Source organism: Lacticaseibacillus suilingensis, from assembly GCF_016861845.1.
Lineage (GTDB): Bacteria > Bacillota > Bacilli > Lactobacillales > Lactobacillaceae > Lacticaseibacillus > Lacticaseibacillus suilingensis.
The window spans coordinates 1-15,935 of record NZ_BOLV01000021.1 but is presented as its reverse complement, the minus strand read 5'-3'; the positions used below and the strand labels follow the sequence as shown (position 1 = coordinate 15,935).

General features: G+C 51.3%; 17 protein-coding genes and 2 pseudogenes. 14 read left to right on the top strand and 5 right to left on the bottom strand.

What is annotated here, in order from left to right; translation table 11 throughout:
* Positions 1–25 precede the first annotated feature (25 nt).
* The 14 genes from JUF11_RS11200 (at position 26) to rpsI (ending at position 9,390) form a co-directional block, all read left to right on the top strand.
* On the top strand, positions 26–682 hold the full coding sequence (locus JUF11_RS11200; protein ID WP_204119676.1) for an adenylate kinase: 657 nt from the start codon (positions 26–28) through the stop codon (positions 680–682).
* A 131-nt stretch (positions 683–813) separates the two neighbouring features.
* Positions 814–1,032: a translation initiation factor IF-1 gene (gene infA / locus JUF11_RS11195; protein ID WP_054717703.1), complete on the top strand. Its 219-nt coding sequence runs from the start codon at positions 814–816 to the stop codon at positions 1,030–1,032.
* 54 nt (positions 1,033–1,086) lie between these two features.
* Entirely contained in the window at positions 1,087–1,206 is a 120-nt protein-coding gene (gene rpmJ / locus JUF11_RS11190; RefSeq protein ID WP_125582031.1) for a 50S ribosomal protein L36, read from the top strand.
* 26 nt (positions 1,207–1,232) lie between these two features.
* Entirely contained in the window at positions 1,233–1,598 is a 366-nt protein-coding gene (gene rpsM / locus JUF11_RS11185; RefSeq protein ID WP_125582029.1) for a 30S ribosomal protein S13, read from the top strand.
* 21 nt (positions 1,599–1,619) lie between these two features.
* A complete protein-coding gene (gene rpsK, locus JUF11_RS11180) occupies positions 1,620–2,009 on the top strand; it encodes a 30S ribosomal protein S11 (protein WP_125582027.1) in 390 nt (129 codons plus the stop codon).
* A gap of 113 nt (positions 2,010–2,122) precedes the next feature.
* On the top strand, positions 2,123–3,061 hold the full coding sequence (locus JUF11_RS11175; RefSeq protein ID WP_125582025.1) for a DNA-directed RNA polymerase subunit alpha: 939 nt from the start codon (positions 2,123–2,125) through the stop codon (positions 3,059–3,061).
* Positions 3,062–3,082: 21 nt separating this feature from the next.
* Positions 3,083–3,463 carry a 50S ribosomal protein L17 gene (gene rplQ, locus JUF11_RS11170; protein ID WP_204119675.1) on the top strand — a complete coding sequence of 127 codons (381 nt, stop codon included), beginning with the start codon at positions 3,083–3,085 and terminating at the stop codon, positions 3,461–3,463.
* Positions 3,464–3,785: 322 nt separating this feature from the next.
* Entirely contained in the window at positions 3,786–4,619 is an 834-nt protein-coding gene (locus JUF11_RS11165; RefSeq protein ID WP_236000575.1) for an energy-coupling factor ABC transporter ATP-binding protein, read from the top strand.
* On the top strand, positions 4,595–5,461 hold the full coding sequence (locus tag JUF11_RS11160) for an energy-coupling factor ABC transporter ATP-binding protein (protein WP_204119674.1): 867 nt from the start codon (positions 4,595–4,597) through the stop codon (positions 5,459–5,461). The genes JUF11_RS11165 and JUF11_RS11160 overlap by 25 nt, the downstream gene beginning before the upstream one ends.
* The gene (locus JUF11_RS11155; RefSeq protein ID WP_125582016.1) at positions 5,454–6,248 is read left to right on the top strand and encodes an energy-coupling factor transporter transmembrane component T family protein; all 795 of its coding nucleotides are present in this window, start codon (positions 5,454–5,456) and stop codon (positions 6,246–6,248) included. Before JUF11_RS11160 ends, JUF11_RS11155 begins: the two co-directional genes overlap by 8 nt.
* Before the next feature lie 49 nt (positions 6,249–6,297).
* On the top strand, positions 6,298–7,041 hold the full coding sequence (gene truA / locus JUF11_RS11150; protein ID WP_204119673.1) for a tRNA pseudouridine(38-40) synthase TruA: 744 nt from the start codon (positions 6,298–6,300) through the stop codon (positions 7,039–7,041).
* Positions 7,042–7,147: 106 nt separating this feature from the next.
* Positions 7,148–8,362: an MFS transporter gene (locus tag JUF11_RS11145; RefSeq protein WP_204119672.1), complete on the top strand. Its 1,215-nt coding sequence runs from the start codon at positions 7,148–7,150 to the stop codon at positions 8,360–8,362.
* Positions 8,363–8,537: 175 nt separating this feature from the next.
* Positions 8,538–8,984, top strand: coding sequence for a 50S ribosomal protein L13 (gene rplM / locus JUF11_RS11140; protein ID WP_125582010.1), 447 nt, complete (start codon positions 8,538–8,540; stop codon positions 8,982–8,984).
* 13 nt (positions 8,985–8,997) lie between these two features.
* A complete protein-coding gene (gene rpsI, locus JUF11_RS11135) occupies positions 8,998–9,390 on the top strand; it encodes a 30S ribosomal protein S9 (RefSeq protein ID WP_125582008.1) in 393 nt (130 codons plus the stop codon).
* A 208-nt stretch (positions 9,391–9,598) separates the two neighbouring features.
* Here rpsI and JUF11_RS11130 read toward each other — a convergent pair whose 3' ends face one another.
* The 5 genes and pseudogenes from JUF11_RS11130 to JUF11_RS13220 form a co-directional block, all read right to left on the bottom strand.
* Positions 9,599–10,870 carry a site-specific integrase gene (locus tag JUF11_RS11130; protein ID WP_204119671.1) on the bottom strand — a complete coding sequence of 424 codons (1,272 nt, stop codon included), beginning with the start codon at positions 10,868–10,870 and terminating at the stop codon, positions 9,599–9,601.
* A 759-nt stretch (positions 10,871–11,629) separates the two neighbouring features.
* Positions 11,630–12,451 (bottom strand): annotated as a pseudogene (locus JUF11_RS11120) (IS30 family transposase); the annotation flags it as partial.
* Between the two features lie 1,607 nt (positions 12,452–14,058).
* A complete protein-coding gene (locus tag JUF11_RS11115) occupies positions 14,059–14,814 on the bottom strand; it encodes a tyrosine-protein phosphatase (RefSeq protein WP_146995665.1) in 756 nt (251 codons plus the stop codon).
* 71 nt (positions 14,815–14,885) lie between these two features.
* On the bottom strand, positions 14,886–15,566 hold the full coding sequence (locus tag JUF11_RS11110) for a sugar transferase (RefSeq protein ID WP_204119670.1): 681 nt from the start codon (positions 15,564–15,566) through the stop codon (positions 14,886–14,888).
* Between the two features lie 160 nt (positions 15,567–15,726).
* Positions 15,727–15,861 (bottom strand): annotated as a pseudogene (locus tag JUF11_RS13220) (IS256 family transposase); the annotation flags it as partial.
* Between the last annotated feature and the right edge of the window lie 74 nt (positions 15,862–15,935).

Below are 15,935 nucleotides of genomic sequence, written 5' to 3'. Positions count from 1 at the left end.
TGTCATATTAATAGGAGGAAGCAACGTGAATCTCATTTTAATGGGACTTCCAGGTGCAGGTAAAGGGACCCAGGCGGAACGCATTGAAGACGCCTATCCCGTTGCCCACATCAGTACGGGGGACATGTTCCGCGCCGCGATGGCTGCTGGCACCGAAATGGGCAAGCAAGCCAAAGCATTTATCGACAAGGGTCAACTGGTACCTGACGAAGTCGTTGATGGCATCGTCAAGGACCGCCTTGGTGAGAAGGATACCGATGAAGGCTATATGCTGGATGGGTTCCCACGGACCATTGCACAAGCTGAAGCACTTGAAACCATCACCAAAACATTGGCCAAGCCGATCGACGCGGTGATCAATATTGACGTTAAGCCGGATGTCCTGGTTGAACGCTTATCTGGCCGCTACATTTGCAAAAACTGTGGCGCCACCTACCATAAGCTGTACAACCCGACCAAGGTGGCTGACACCTGTGATCGTTGTGGTCACCACGAGTTCTTCCAGCGTGATGATGACAAGCCGGAAACCGTGAAAAACCGGTTGAAGGTGAACATCGAAATGAACACGCCGCTGCTTGATTTTTACGATCAGCGGCACCTGTTGTTCAACGTCAACGGCGACCAAGACATCGATCTGGTTTTCGCCGAGATCAAAAAGATCCTGGAGACGATCGCCCAGTAATCGTCTTTTGGCCACGGCCTGACTGTTTTCAAAGTGGTCGAATTATGTTACAATATCGCGGTATGCGCTGAGGCCAGATGTGGCTTCAACGTTTTCGCGTGTGATCCAAACAATTAGGAGGAATATATTTCGTGGCAAAAGACGATGTGATCGAAATTCAGGGCACCGTGGTCGATACTTTACCGAACGCGATGTTCAAAGTCGAGCTTGAAAATGGCGCGACGATTCTTGCGCATGTGTCAGGGAAGATTCGGATGCACTACATCCGCATTTTGCCTGGGGATCGTGTGACTGTAGAACTGTCGCCATATGATCTGACTAAAGGCCGGATCACGTACCGTTTCAAGTAATTTGCCAGAGTGCATGCATTCTGCAAGCACGTTTCCAAGAGGAGGCTACTAATCATGAAAGTACGTCCATCTGTTAAAAAGATGTGCGAGCACTGCAAGGTCATCCGCCGCAAAGGCCGCGTCATGATCATCTGCTCTGCTAACCCGAAACACAAGCAACGCCAAGGTTCATAATTCACTAAAATAGGAGGTGTCATCATATGGCTCGTATCGCAGGTGTTGACTTACCACGTGGTAAGCAAATCGTCATTGCGCTGACCTACATTTTTGGGATCGGCAACACGACCGCCAAGAAGATTCTGAAAGAAGCAGGCGTTCCTGAAGACGTCCGCGAAGAAGACTTGACTCCCGACCAGGAAGACAAGATCCGTGCAGCCGTCGACAACGTTAAAGTTGAAGGCGATCTGCGCCGTGAAGTTAGCCTGAACATCAAGCGGCTTCAAGAAATCGGCTCATACCGTGGCATGCGTCACCGTCGCGGTCTGCCTGTTCGTGGTCAAAACACCAAGAACAACGCCCGGACCCGTAAAGGTAAGAAGATTACCATCGCCGGGAAGAAGAAATAATTAAAAAGGAGGTAAGTATCGATGGCTGTAAGAAAAACCACACGCAAGCGCCGTGTTCGTAAGAACATTGAAAGTGGCGTTGCGCACATCCACTCAACGTTCAACAACACGTTGGTCATGATCACAGATCCTCGCGGTAACGCGATTGCTTGGTCTTCTGCTGGTGCCCTCGGTTTCAAAGGCTCCCGTAAGTCCACGCCATTTGCTGCGCAAATGGCTGCTGAAGCGGCGGCTAAGGAATCCATGGAACATGGCATGAAGTCTGTTGAAGTTGCTGTCAAGGGCCCAGGTTCCGGTCGTGAAGCTGCGATTCGTTCGCTCCAGGCAACTGGTCTTGAAGTGACCGCGATCCGCGATGTGACCCCAGTGCCTCATAACGGTTCTCGTCCTCCGAAGCGTCGTCGTGTGTAATTGTTTACCCTATTTTGGCAACGCTTGGTCGCCAAAATTGCGGCAAACCGCACCGGTTTGCCACGTGCTGGGAAACAAGGTTCACTTCTCGTTTTGAAAGGGGTACAGACTAGATGATCGAATTTGAAAAGCCGAACATCACAAAGGTTGACGAAAGCACCAACTACGGCAAGTTTGTGGTCGAACCGCTAGAACGCGGCTACGGCACCACATTGGGCAACTCGCTGCGGCGGATTCTGCTCTCTTCTTTGCCAGGTGCTGCGGTTTCTAACATCCAAATCGATGGCGTGCTCCATGAGTTCTCCACGATTGACGGGGTGCTGGAAGACGTTACGCAGATCATCCTGAACATCAAGAAGCTTGCTTTGAAGATGCATTCGGATGAAGATAAGACCGTCGAGATCGACGTTGAAGGTCCGGCTACCGTGACCGCCGCCGATATCGTCACAGACAGTGATGTTGAGGTATTGAACCCCGAACAGTACATTTGTACCGTTGCCGAAGGGGGCCACTTCCATGTCCGCATGACCGTTCGTACGGGTCGCGGCTACGTGGCTGCAGATCAAAACAAGACCGAAAACATGCCGATCGGTGTGCTCCCAATCGACTCGATTTTTACCCCAATTAGCCGGGTCAATTATCAAGTTGAAAGCACCCGTGTCGGTCGCCGGAATGACTTCGATAAGCTGACGTTGGATGTTTGGACGAACGGTTCGATCTCTCCGCGTGAAGCCATCAGCTTGGCGGCTAAGATTTTGACCGAACACCTCGACATTTTTGTTAACTTGACTGATGAAGCCAAGAACGCCGAGATCATGGTCGAAAAAGAAGAGACCCACAAGGAAAAGATGCTCGAGATGACCATCGAAGAGCTCGACTTGTCTGTCCGTTCTTACAACTGCTTGAAGCGTGCTGGTATCAACACGGTTCAGGAGTTAACCAACAAGACCGAAGCCGATATGATGAAAGTACGGAACTTGGGCCGCAAGTCGCTTGAAGAAGTTAAAAACAAGCTGTCTGATCTGGGTCTGAGCCTACGTAAGGAAGACTAATACACAAAAGGAGGCCAATCCATGAGTTACCGGAAATTAGGGCGCACAAGCTCACAACGTAAAGCGTTGCTGCGCGACTTGACGACGGATCTGATCGTGAATGAACGTATCACCACGACCGAAGCCCGCGCCAAGGAAATTCGTTCCACCTTTGATAAGATGGTCACACTGGGCAAGCGTGGCGATCTCCATGCTCGTCGTCAGGCGGCTGCATTCCTTCGCAACAAGATTGCTGACGTGAAGGAAGACGGTGACAGTGTTGTTGTTCAGTCTGCTTTGCAGAAACTGTTCAGTGATGTTGCCCCACGTTATGCTGAACGCAACGGTGGCTACACCCGCATTTTGAAGATGGGTGCTCGCCGCGGTGATGGCGCACAACTGGTGATTATCGAAATGGTTTAAACCATTTGATGAACCGAATTTCAAAACCGAATCGACCCTAGTGGCCGATTCACTTTGATCATTTGATCGATGGAGCGTTACGATGTTGGCTACCGATGGGTATGGACATTTGTCCCAGGGGCAACCCTGCCGAGTCTAGCTTGCGAGCACCGGGCAACCGGTGTCTCCATCTCAAATGATTTTTTTGTACATAGAAAAGGCTGGGGCAGCTGCCTCAGCTTTTTTAGTGGCCGAACGTTTGCAGGCCCAGCGAGCAGCGTTAAAATATGGTATCATGATTGACAGTTGTGATTGTTTGCAAACCGCTCAAGGAGGCTGCGCTGTGGCTTTGATCGACATCGAACATCTGAATTTTGCTTATCCGGATCAAACCAAACCGGCCTTGCGCGATGTTTCGCTGCAGGTGAACGCCGGGGAGTGGGTGGCCATCATTGGCCATAACGGCTCTGGTAAAAGTACTTTAGCCAAGAATATTAATGGGCTGTTGGCGCCGGCTTCAGGGCAGGTGACGGTGGCGGGATTGCCATTAACTGAAGCCAACGTCTGGGCGATTCGCGAAAAAGTTGGCATTGTGTTCCAAAATCCCGATAATCAGTTCGTCGGGGCCACGGTCCAGGATGATGTGGCCTTTGGCTTGGAAAACCGAGCAGTGCCGCGATCAGAAATGGTCACGCGGGTTCACGATGCCCTGGCCCAAGTGAACATGTTGGACTTTGCCACGCGGGAGCCGGCGCGCCTTTCTGGTGGCCAAAAACAGCGGGTGGCGATCGCAGGCATCATTGCCCAGCGGCCCGAGATCATTATTTTGGATGAAGCCACCTCGATGCTGGATCCGGCAGGGCGGGCCGAAGTGCTGGCCTTGATTCAACAACTGCGGGCGCAAACCAATATGACCGTGCTGTCGATTACTCATGATGTCGACGAAGCGGCCTCGGCGGACCGGGTCGTGCTGTTAAACGATGGTGAAATTGTGGAGTCGGGCACGCCGGCCGAGATTTTTACCCATGGCGAGGAACTGCTCGCGTTGGGGTTAGATGTGCCTTATCCAGAGCGGCTTAAGGCCGCATTACGTCGCGCCGGCGCCACGATGCCGAAGGATTATCTTGATGAAGAAGGGCTGGTGAACTACCTGTGGACATTACATTCGACCATGTAAACTTTACCTATCAGGCAGGGACCCCCTTTGCTGGTGATGGGCTCAAGGATGTCTCGGTGACCATCAAGGATGGCAGTTACACTGCCATCATCGGCCACACTGGTAGCGGGAAAAGCACCTTGTTGCAACACCTGAATGCTTTACTCAAACCCACCAGTGGCACCGTCACGATTGGCGATTTCAAAATCACCAATGAAACCTCCAACAAAAACCTCAAGCCGTTGCGGCAAAAAGTCGGCATGGTCTTCCAATTCGCGGAAAATCAGCTGTTTGAACAAACCGTGGCCAAAGATATTGCCTTTGGGCCGAAGAACTTTGGCGTCAGTGATGAAGAAGCCTTGAAGTTAGCGGCTCAAATGGTCAAGCTGGTGGGCTTGCCGGATTCCGTGCTGGAACAGTCCCCGTTTGATTTGTCAGGCGGCCAAATGCGCCGGGTGGCGATTGCCGGCGTGCTGGCGATGCAGCCAGAGGTGTTGGTCCTGGATGAACCGACTGCCGGGCTGGATCCAGCAGGGCGCAATGAAATGATGGCGATGTTTCAAAAGCTCCATGAAACCCAAGGCCTGACCATTGTGCTGGTGACGCATTTGATGGACGATGTTGCTGACTTTGCGGACCAGGTGCTGGTGATGGACCAAGGCCAGCTGATCAAAACTGGCAGTCCCCGGACGATTTTTGCCGACCCGGCGTGGCTGACGGCGCACCAGTTGGGCTTACCGAAAACGGCCCAAATGGCGCAAGCATTAACAGCCAAAGGGTTCCAGTTTGACCCGCAGCCGCTGACCACCGAAGAACTCGCGCAGCAGCTGCTGCCGCAAATCGGAGGTGGCGCCCATGACTAAGCTGCTGCTCGGGCGCTATTTGCCTGGCGATTCCTGGGTGCACCGCTTAGACCCGCGCACCAAGTTAATGGCCAGTTTTTACTACATTGGCATTATCTTTCTGGCCAATAACTGGCAATCCTATTTGCTGATGTTCGTGGCCACGATGGTGATGGTGGCCCTGTCCAAAATCAAGCTCGGTTTCTTCTTGCGCGGCGTGCGCCCAATGATCTGGCTGATTTTGTTCACGGTCGCCTTGCAGATCTTCTTTACCAAAGGCGGCACGGTGTATTGGTCCTGGGGCTGGCTGGCGATTACCCAGTATGGCCTGACCAACGGGGCATTCATCTTCATGCGCTTCGTGCTGATTATTTTCGTGTCGACGCTGTTGACGTTGACCACCCAGCCCCTGTCCTTAGCGGATGCAGTGGAATCGCTGCTCAAGCCCTTGCGCCGAATCGGCGTGCCGGTGACTGAGCTGGCACTGGTGCTCCAGATTGCCTTGCGCTTTGTGCCGACCTTGATGGATCAAACCACCAAGATCATGAATGCGCAGCGCGCGCGAGGCGTCGATTTTGGCTCGGGCAACTTGTTCCAGCAGATGAAGGCGGTGGTGCCGCTGCTGATTCCGTTGTTCGTGGATAGCTTCGGCATTGCTGAAGATTTGGCGACGGCGATGGATGCGCGCGGGTATCAAGGCGGCGATGGTCGGACCAAGTTCCGGATTTTGCAGTATCACCAGCCCGATATTGTGGCGGGCCTGGCGATGGTGCTTCTGACCGTGGGCCTTGTGTTCTTAAGAGCTTGATCATTTCGACGTGAGGGGCAGCCCTCACGTCTTTTTAGAGGGAAAAATAATGACACATTACAAATTAACCTTGGCCTATGACGGCACCAAGTTTGCGGGCTATCAAATTCAGCCGCGCCAGCGTACGGTGCAAGGCGTCCTAGAGAAAGCATTAGGCAAAATGGCCAAGGTCGATCATATCCATGTTGATGGTTCTGGCCGCACTGATTCTGGTGTGCATGCCTTGGGGCAGGTGATTTCGTTTGATTACCCGGGTAATATTCCCGAACGCTCAATGATGCTGGCGATGAATTCCCTGATGCCGCTGGACGTGGAAATTCTGAAAGCGGAAATTGTGCCTGCGACTTTCCATGCCCGGTACAGTGCCAAGGGTAAGCGCTATGTGTACCGCGTGGCCCGGGGCCGGTTCACCGATCCCTTCAACCGCCTGTATACCGGGCACTATCCGTATCCGCTTGATTTAGACCGCATTCGTGAGGCCTTGAAAGATGTGGTGGGTACCCATGACTTTACCAGCTTTGCCGCCAGCGGTGGCGTGATTGAAGACAAGGTGCGCACCATCTATGAAGCCACGGTCCAGGATGACCCGGCGCACAATGAAATCCGCTTTGAGTTTTACGGCAATGGCTTTTTGTACAACATGGTGCGCATTCTGGTAGCGACGCTGCTGGAGATCGGCAACGGGCGGCGGGCTGTCCATGATTTTCAGCGCCTGTATCAGGTCAAAGACCGCCAGCAAGCCCGCGGCACCGCGCCGGCGTCAGGCCTTTATCTGAAGGAAGTCTATTACTAGCCAGCAGTTTGCTATTGACAAGACACCCCTCATCCGGCAAAATAAGTTCCATCAGCGCTAGTGTCTTGACACCAGCGTTTTTTGATTAAAAGGGGGATTTTTGCTGATGGAAACAACCAAACCGGCAGGGCTTATGGCCCATGCGCGTTTGATTACTGGGGTCGGGGTGGCCTGGCTGTTTGATGCCATGGATGTGGGGATGCTTTCGTTCGTGATTGCGGCAGTGCATGAAGAGTGGCAGCTGAATCCAGTGCAAATGGGCTGGATCGGCAGTATCGGTAGCGTTGGCATGGCAATCGGGGCAATCGTCTTCGGCATGTTGGCGGACCGGATCGGCCGCAAAACCGTGCTGATCGTCACGCTCTTGATTTTTTCACTGGGGTCAGCCTTATCCGCGCTGGCCACGGGGTACGCGTTTTTCATGGTGCTGCGGCTCTTGATTGGCATGGGGCTGGGCGGGGAGTTGCCAGTGGCGTCGACGCTGGTGTCGGAAAGCGTGGCGTCTGAGCACCGCGGCCGCAGTGTGGTGCTACTGGAAAGCTTTTGGGCAGCTGGGTGGCTGCTGGCGGCGCTACTGTCGTATTTCGTGATTCCGCACTGGGGCTGGCGGGTCGCCATGGTGATTACCGGCCTAGCCGCTGTCTATGCGTTTTATTTTCGGGAAGGAATTAAAGAATCGCCGGTGTACTTAGCGAAAAATGTCCAAGCTAAACCGCGCTTTTGGCCCACCTTCTTGAAGTTGTGGCGGCCACCGTATCGCCGGGCGACGCTCATGCTGTGGGTGGTGTGGTTCATGGTGGTCTTTTCCTACTATGGCATGTTCCTGTGGCTGCCCAGCGTCATGGTGCTGAAGGGCTTTTCCCTGATTAATTCTTTCGGCTATGTGCTCGTGATGACGCTGGCCCAGCTGCCGGGTTACTTCGTGGCGGCATGGCTGATTGAAAAATGGGGCCGTAAACCGGTGCTGGGCGGCTTCTTGTTCGGCACGGCGCTGGCAGCGTTAGGCTTTGGGCTGGCGACGAGTTTGCCGATGCTGCTGATTTCCGGCATGTTGCTGTCGTTCTTCAACCTTGGGGCGTGGGGCGCTTTGTACGCGTATTCGCCAGAGCAATACCCGAGTGTCATTCGCAGCAGCGGTTCTGGCTTGTCGGCTGGCATTGGTCGTATCGGGGGGATTGTCGGGCCACTGTTGGTGGGCACGATGATTGGCCACGGGGCCGCATTGCCGGTGATTTTTGGTATCTTCACAGCCGCAATTTTAATTGCGGTGGTGGCCGTCTTCGTTTTGGGCCAGGAGACCATGGGCAAACCACTCGACTAAATGGCCACTGGTGATCGGTGAAACACCTCGCTGATGCTTTTTCTGAAATCGATGCCCTTGGAAGATTGACTTTCAAGGGTATTTTTGATAGATTAGTACCTGGTATTGTTTGCCCCACATAAGCCCCGGAAACTTATAGGTGTCAAACAGCACAGAATATTGGAGGAAACAAATCGTGCGTACAACATTTATGGCTAAGCCAGATGAAATCGAACGTAAATGGGTCCTGATCGACGCGACTGATATCAGTCTTGGTCGTCTGGCCTCAGTTGTTGCGACCGTGTTACGCGGTAAGAACAAGCCAACCTACACCCCTCATACTGACGTTGGTGACAACGTGATTGTGATCAATGCAGGCAAGCTGAAGCTTACCGGCCGCAAGGCGACCGACAAGATCTACTATCACCACAGTCAACATCCAGGTGGTTTGAAGCATGAAGTTGCGGGTGACCTGCTGAAGGACAACCCAACTCGCTTGGTCGAATACGCCGTTAAGAAGATGCTGCCAACCAAGAACACGCTTGGTCACCAGCAATTCTTGAAGCTTCACGTGTATGCAGGTGAGGAACACCCACACACCGCGCAGAAGCCGGAAGTACTCGACATCACGAACCTAATTTAAGGAGGACACAACTGTGGCAGAAGTAGCATACAGCGGCACAGGTCGCCGCAAAAATTCGGTTGCCCGGGTCCGCTTGGTTCCTGGCACCGGTAAGATTACGATGAACGGCAAAGACGTTCACGATTACCTTCCATACGAAAACTTGATCCTCGATTTGACCCAGCCATTCGGTATCACCGAAACGACTGGCGCCTACGATGTTCTGGTTAACGTTAACGGCGGCGGTTTCACCGGCCAGGCCGGCGCAACCCGTCACGGCATCGCTCGTGCATTGCTCAATGTAGACCCGGACTTCCGCGGCCCACTGAAGCGTGCCGGCATGCTCACCCGTGACCCACGGATGAAGGAACGTAAGAAGTACGGTCTCAAAAAGGCCCGGAAAGCATCTCAATTTAGCAAACGCTAATATCGAGAAAGTCAAATGTTCAGAAACGCTGTTATGGCGGCGTTTCGGGCAGCTATCGCGAACAGAACGGGTACGCCTCAAATGGGGCGTACCTGTTTTTTTACCCTTCAAAATGTACGGATTGTGTCATGCTTTTTTGGAAGGTGCCTGTTGGTCCATTTTAAGATGACGGATTCAACCTTGCCTTACGTTCATATATCCGTGGGTTTCACCGGGATTGAATGAACTTGTTTTCATCAGCAATCGCCTTTTCGCGTGCCTCTGCGAGGCGAGCGGCGAACTTATCATGTACGTCCAGATCAATGATGTCTGGAGTATTTACATAAATTCTTGTGGTCTTGATATTGCCATGGGTCAGCGCTTCTGAAATCTCTTGGATTCCGGCACCACCTTGGCGAGCCAACGTTGCGAAAGTGTGCCGCAACTTGTGTGGCGTCGCCCGTACCAATCGGTCAGCATGGCGCTTGTAGATAGAATTCATGCGGTAGTTGAGATAGTCCGCATGGAGTGGTTGATTGATACCTCCTCGGAAATTTGTATAGGTGAATAGGAACTGATCGGGACCACTCTTGATCCCGACATTGCCTAATTGCTGGTCTTGCTTTTCTTGCCACTCCTTCAACATAGGAATCAGGAATGGCGGAATCACGTGCGATGTTTCCTTGCCGGTCTTTGTTGTCCCAAGCTTGCCCGACTTTTTCAGCGCCTGAATGATTAAGACATTACCCTCACGGAGATCAACGTGCTTCCATTGCAACCCATAGGATTCAGCCTTGCGATCACCGAGATTGAGCGTTATAAGGAAGAGGAGATAATCCTCGAACTTCAGCTTACCAACCTCACAGTCTACCTTAGCACAGTCTAACCATGCGATCAGTTGATCGGCGGTCAGGTACTCACCGAGCGCTTTTCGACGTTCGGCCAGACGTTTTTGCTTGGGGCTACTGATTTGTCGCAGTGGCTTCTCCATGCGGTTGACATCGATGTACTCCGCAATCTCGGCCGTGTCAAACATTTGGTTAACGTAAGACTTAACGGTGCGAATATTTGCGTACTTCTCCGACATGATAGTCAGTTCTTGCATGACGAACATCGGGTTGAGATTCAGATAATTCATCGAATACTCGCCAAACATTGGGTTCAAGTGTAGCCGGAAAATCTTCGCGGTGTTGTCTTGGGTTTCTTCAGACGGGATCGTCCGAGAGCGACCAGATGCACCAGCCACGTACAGAGGCCACCAGATCTTTTTATAGAAATCTTTGAACAGTATCTCGCCGTTCTTGCTGATCGTACCCGCATTCAGCTTACGTTCAGCATCTCTTATCTGCTTTTTGACCATCTTCTCAAGCGTTGTCGCTTCGAGCTTGGTTGAAACAGTCTTGCGGTAACGAGCTTCATCAGTACCGAGGACTGTACGAATATCTTTGGGGTAGAACACCTCCACCTTGTAACTGCCTGTGGTTGTTTTAGTAATTGCCATTATATTTGCCTCCTGTTTGAGAGCGGACTCCGAAGCAAGACGCAAAGCTACAACGACATATTACCATCTCTCCATGCGAGTTTGCACCCACTGATCGATAGCAACACGATCGTAACGGACAGTTCCACAGACGTTGATCCGTGGTAGCCCTAGGCGTAGCCACTTGTCTAGCGTGTTGTTTGAAATTTTGAGATAGGCACAAACTTCTTTCTTCATCAGATAGCGTTCCCGTTGTACCGCGTCGTTTTGAGCCTTTTCGACTGCCTCGGTGAAAAGGGTTGAAAGGGCCTGACGAATGGCGATAACGTGATTGTCATCTAATGGGAAGTCCAGACCATCATGGGTAGCTATTGCTTCGATGTTGTGTCGCTCCTTTCTGTGAGCACTGCCTTCTACATAACTTCAATGCTTCCATCATTCAGCCCGGGTCCGACCGGCTATCGAGGATCTCAATGAGAGCCTCTCTCCCTCGTTTCGTCAGGGTGACGTGCAAGTATCCGGCTCACTGGGTAAATCGCTCGCTCGTGAGAGGTCATGGCGTTGTGGAGCCTTCGTTGCTGAATGATGCTATTCAATTGTCAAAGGACTAAGAGGGCAAAAGAAAATCCCGCCTCTGCATATACAGACAGCAGAAGCGGGTCGAAATGAAACCATTTGTTGAAGAAAGTTGAAAAAATTTTATTTCGCAAATTGCAAGAACAAGTTAGCCACCTAACCCGAGCTGGAGTGTGACAGCCTGTTATCTATGAAGTTGGTGGGTTAGCCGGCGGCGGCCGCCTTGGCGGTCCGGCACCGGACCCGGACAGATTCGGCATTGAACCGTTCTGTCGGGGTCTGGTACTTCAGGATGAGGCGTGGGAGGTTGTTGATCCTGTGCGCAGCCTCCGCCACCTCCTGTGGGCTTACAGCGTCCAGCGACGTGCCTTTGGGGAAGTCCCGCCGGAGCACTCGGTTGTGGGCCTCGTTGGTTCCGCGCTCACTGGAGCGATATGGATGGGCGTAGTACACGTCGGCCACACCATCGAGTACGCGCGACAGATCTGCGAACTCTGAGCCATTGTCAGCCGTGATGGTCTTGATGACGTCACCATGGTCCTTGACGATTGCGTGCATGGCATGGTTGACCGAGTCCGCATCACGGCTATCAATCAGGCGCACAAATTGGAAGCGAGTCTTGCGCTCAATCAGCGTCATCAGCACGCTTTCCTGGCCATTGCGCTTGCCAACCACGGTGTCTAGCTCGAAATTGCCGAACTCCTTGCGATTGTCGACGCGCTTAGGCCTTTCGTCGATACTGCGCCCTGTCAGCATACGTTTGAACTTGTGATTAGCCTTGTGCTTCACGCGCTGGCCGGTCTTCTCAAGCAGATCGATGTTCCTCACTTCCAGCAGCTGCGCCTCGATGTAATTGTAAAGCGTCGCCGTACAGACCATCTCGTCGGGCAAGTACAACCCCTCAGCCTTGGCCCGGCCAACCGCCGCGTCAGGTGACCAACCGTCCTCGCGAAAGTGGGTCGTGAAGTAGGCGATGAAGTCCTGGATCTTCTCGAGTTTACGCGGGCGATGGCTGAGTTGGCGGTTCTAAGGTAAAGCGCTTATTCATAGGTTCTCTTCCTCATAGGGCTGATACTCGGTGATCAGAGCCTCCGACCGTTTGGTCTGACCGGCTAGTAGGACATCGTGGATATCGATGTCGGTCTGTAAGCCTCCTTAAGCGTTGGGAAAGATTTCGGAAACGAAGTTCTAATAAGCGGTGATAGCCAGACCCGTTTAACGGGTGCTCTCTGGTCGTTAGAATAATGGTCGTAGAAGAAAATGCTTAATGGCCTTAAATAGCGGGTCACCAAGCACCACTAGTGATCATGAGCATCAGTATAAGTACAGGTGAATGACATATTAGGCACGTACAGCCAGCTGAGCTAGTAGCTTCATCACGTCAGACCGTGGCACGGAGTTTGCACGCTATTGCGAACTTGGCCAAGAGCTAGGGCTAAAGTCGTCTTTCTCAATTTACATGTCCCACAACAGCGCAGCACCAATGGGAATATTACAGGTTTGATTCGTAAGTACTCTTTAATAAGGAACCCATTTAGACCAGTGCATAGTGCATCACCATTTTCGTTGAACAACTGAATAATCGACCACGCAAGGTTTTTACACTGGAAGACACCCTCTGAAAAAGTCGACCAAGGCAAAAAGTTGCACTTGCTAAAGTTCTTTATAGTGGTATAGCTCTATGCCATGTTGGATAGTAGTCACATGGTCGAAGCCATCCCAGTCTACGCTAAGGGCGTTGATTGAGAGCAGGCTGCACCGCCTGAACCTGATCAGCTGTGATAGTTTTGACGGATTTGCTCTTAGGAAATTACTCCCGAATAGTCCGATGACATTCTCATTAGGTCCTCACTCTCAAGACAAATATGGACGAGCGAAGAAGGTTTTGGTGTCAACTTGGCTCAAGGCGCCAAGCTCAGATTCATTATCGAATGTAATCGTCTTGAATTCCTTCGTGCCACAGTCATCAATAGCGTCTTGAAGTGCTGCGCAGCAAGTCTCCGCGCGATAGTTCGGTATCTTCATGATGATTTCGGTTCTGGAGTAACGTCCGGTGAGGGTCATTAAGACTGGCTGGCGTGTGAGCGCTTACCCTTGACGACCAGACTCTCGACCTCCTTCTCAATGCCCGGCGCCAGAACGCTTAGAACGACCTAGGACCGCTCTTCTTTCGAGTCTCCAGGCTTACGCTTGTTCATGCGAGCATGATGTTTCCCAGGATGCTTCTACTCCTCGATGCAACTTTATTGGGGGAGAGCGAAGGACAGTTACAATACGATTTAGTAAGTCTGGTTTTGAGCCATGGTGACATACAACATGAGGTTCTTGAAATTCACTTCCTGAAAAGACGGACTTAATAATGGAAATAACCTCCTTATAAAACTACTCGTCGTGCTGTTTGCCTGTCGATGAGAAGGAAGTAAAGATCCTACGGAATACGATTTTGGCATTAAATTCACTCTTTGTGAATTAATCGATGCTCAAAGCAAACGATAGTATTATAGTTCTCCTGTATACCTTTGAATGTTATAGAGCTTTCTAAATATTCTGGAGCTGGCGTTAAATATATACTAGAGTGAAATTATTGTGGAACATTATGATTCGAAATATAGTAACTATTTACTGGCAGCCGTTTATTGCACAAAATTAACTGATAGTGTTATCAGACTATTGCTACTGAACTTTATCATCTGGTTAAAGTATTCCGCCCAGGAGCCAAAACTATTGTTAACCAGCTGCTGGACAATCCGAAAGGTTTCGTTAGTAGCGGGATGAGAACCAAGGTCGTGAGTCTCTGATCGCAATCTTTTTTGCTGAAGTAGGCCCTTGGTTTCAAGAGCACGATTGGAGGCCAGGTAGTCAGCTTGCATTGATTCTTCAGTAACACCCAAAGCGCCTTCAACCATCATAGCAGCGACACCTGTGCGATCCTTGCCGGCGGTGCAGTGGATGAGAATTGCCCCATCGTCTTCAGTGCGACTCAACAGAAGGTCAAACATGTCACGGTAGGCGGCTAGGGCATGTGAATCGGTCAACATCTTCTTGTAGATATGAGCGATGGGGTCTTCTGGTTTCGCAAATCGGCGCTTGAGGCGTTGACCAAAGCTGGCGTGATCGGCGAAGGGAAAGACGGGGAGTTGATAGTAACTCATGCCATCTGCCAATTGGTCAGGGCGGCGCTTGACTTCATCGTCAGAGCGCAAGTCAATGACGGTTTTGACCTGATATTGGTCGCGAAGCTGCTCTGCCTCAGCGTGGGTGAGGTGGCTGAGATCGCCAGAGCGGAACAATTTGTTAGGCTTGATGGTGCGGCCATCAGCGGTCGGATAACCGGCAAGGCTACGCAGGTTGATGGCGTTGGGGAGTGGAACGAGTTGATTTGCTGTCATGATGACCTCCAGGACAGGATCGCGTGAGTGACAAAAAAGCGCCCCTTCCGTTCGAAGTGGCGCATGGTGGTTTAATATGCTTGGTTGGGCATGAAGATGACCTTTACCGTTCGAAACAAAATTATAATATCATTTAAGATGCTCCGGTGGGTAATGTACTGCAGGTCCAGATTGACCATCTGACTGAAGCTGAGCGCATTACGTCCAGAGACCTGCCACAGGCCGGTGCAGCCAGGCGTGACCAGCAAGCGTTGCTTGTCATAGTCACTGTATTCCACATACTCGCGCGGCAGGCAAGGCCGTGGGCCTACCAGGCTCATATCGCCGCGCAGGACATTATAGAGCTGAGGCAGCTCATCCAGGCTAGTTTTACGGATGAAGCGCCCGATACGCGTGACGCGCGGATCATGTTTCATTTTAAACATGGTGCCATCGATTTCGTTTTTATCGACAAGCTTAGCCAGCTGTTTTTCCGCGTCTACCCCCATAGAGCGGAATTTGTACATGCGAAACCTAGAACCGTCTTTACCGATCCGAATCTGTGAAAAAAAGACAGGCCCACGATCATCAACCTTGATCAAAATCGCGAGTAAAAGAAAAAGCGGCGACAGAATCACCAAAGCTAATCCACTAGCAATGAAGTCGAAGCTGCGTTTAAGAGTCAAATAAACGTGCTGGTTGGCCAGCACGTCTTGGTCGATCGTCGCGCTTCTCACCACTGCATGTTGTTTCTTCTCTGGATAATTTTCCATAGAGCCCTAGAACCCCCAAATTTTAAACAAATGGTTCAACACCCTACTTACATCTTATAAGTTTAACATAAACTTTCCTGGATGAAAGAACGTTTTGCTGAGAGTGTCAAGAATTTTGTGTAAATGAGTAACTCTTATTTGCATGATTAAATGACCAATTTCAAAACATCGATTCTAATGTATCCTGGCACTGTTTAAATCCACGATGAGACTTGCCAAAGTTCTTTTCGTTGTAGGCCAACACCTGTGTGACTAAGAAACGATCTAACGCGTCTTCATTTGGAAATTGTTCCCTCAATTTTCAAGTCAAGTGCAACGATGATAACGAATTCTTGATAGTGGTCTAGGCTGTTACGCCATGCATCGGTA

Excerpts from the sequence above, each read along its gene's own strand:
- rpsM (WP_125582029.1), top strand. The coding sequence starts at position 1,233 with ATGGCTCGTATCGCAGGTGTTGACTTACCACGTGGTAAGCAAATCGTC.
- rpmJ (WP_125582031.1), top strand. The coding sequence starts at position 1,087 with ATGAAAGTACGTCCATCTGTTAAAAAGATGTGCGAGCACTGCAAGGTC.
- rpsK (WP_125582027.1), top strand. The coding sequence starts at position 1,620 with ATGGCTGTAAGAAAAACCACACGCAAGCGCCGTGTTCGTAAGAACATT.
- JUF11_RS11110 (WP_204119670.1), bottom strand. The coding sequence starts at position 15,566 with ATGGAAAATTATCCAGAGAAGAAACAACATGCAGTGGTGAGAAGCGCG.
- JUF11_RS11155 (WP_125582016.1), top strand. The coding sequence starts at position 5,454 with ATGACTAAGCTGCTGCTCGGGCGCTATTTGCCTGGCGATTCCTGGGTG.
- rplQ (WP_204119675.1), top strand. The coding sequence starts at position 3,083 with ATGAGTTACCGGAAATTAGGGCGCACAAGCTCACAACGTAAAGCGTTG.
- JUF11_RS11145 (WP_204119672.1), top strand. The coding sequence starts at position 7,148 with ATGGAAACAACCAAACCGGCAGGGCTTATGGCCCATGCGCGTTTGATT.
- truA (WP_204119673.1), top strand. The coding sequence starts at position 6,298 with ATGACACATTACAAATTAACCTTGGCCTATGACGGCACCAAGTTTGCG.
- JUF11_RS11115 (WP_146995665.1), bottom strand. The coding sequence starts at position 14,814 with ATGACAGCAAATCAACTCGTTCCACTCCCCAACGCCATCAACCTGCGT.
- JUF11_RS11130 (WP_204119671.1), bottom strand. The coding sequence starts at position 10,870 with ATGGCAATTACTAAAACAACCACAGGCAGTTACAAGGTGGAGGTGTTC.
- JUF11_RS11175 (WP_125582025.1), top strand. The coding sequence starts at position 2,123 with ATGATCGAATTTGAAAAGCCGAACATCACAAAGGTTGACGAAAGCACC.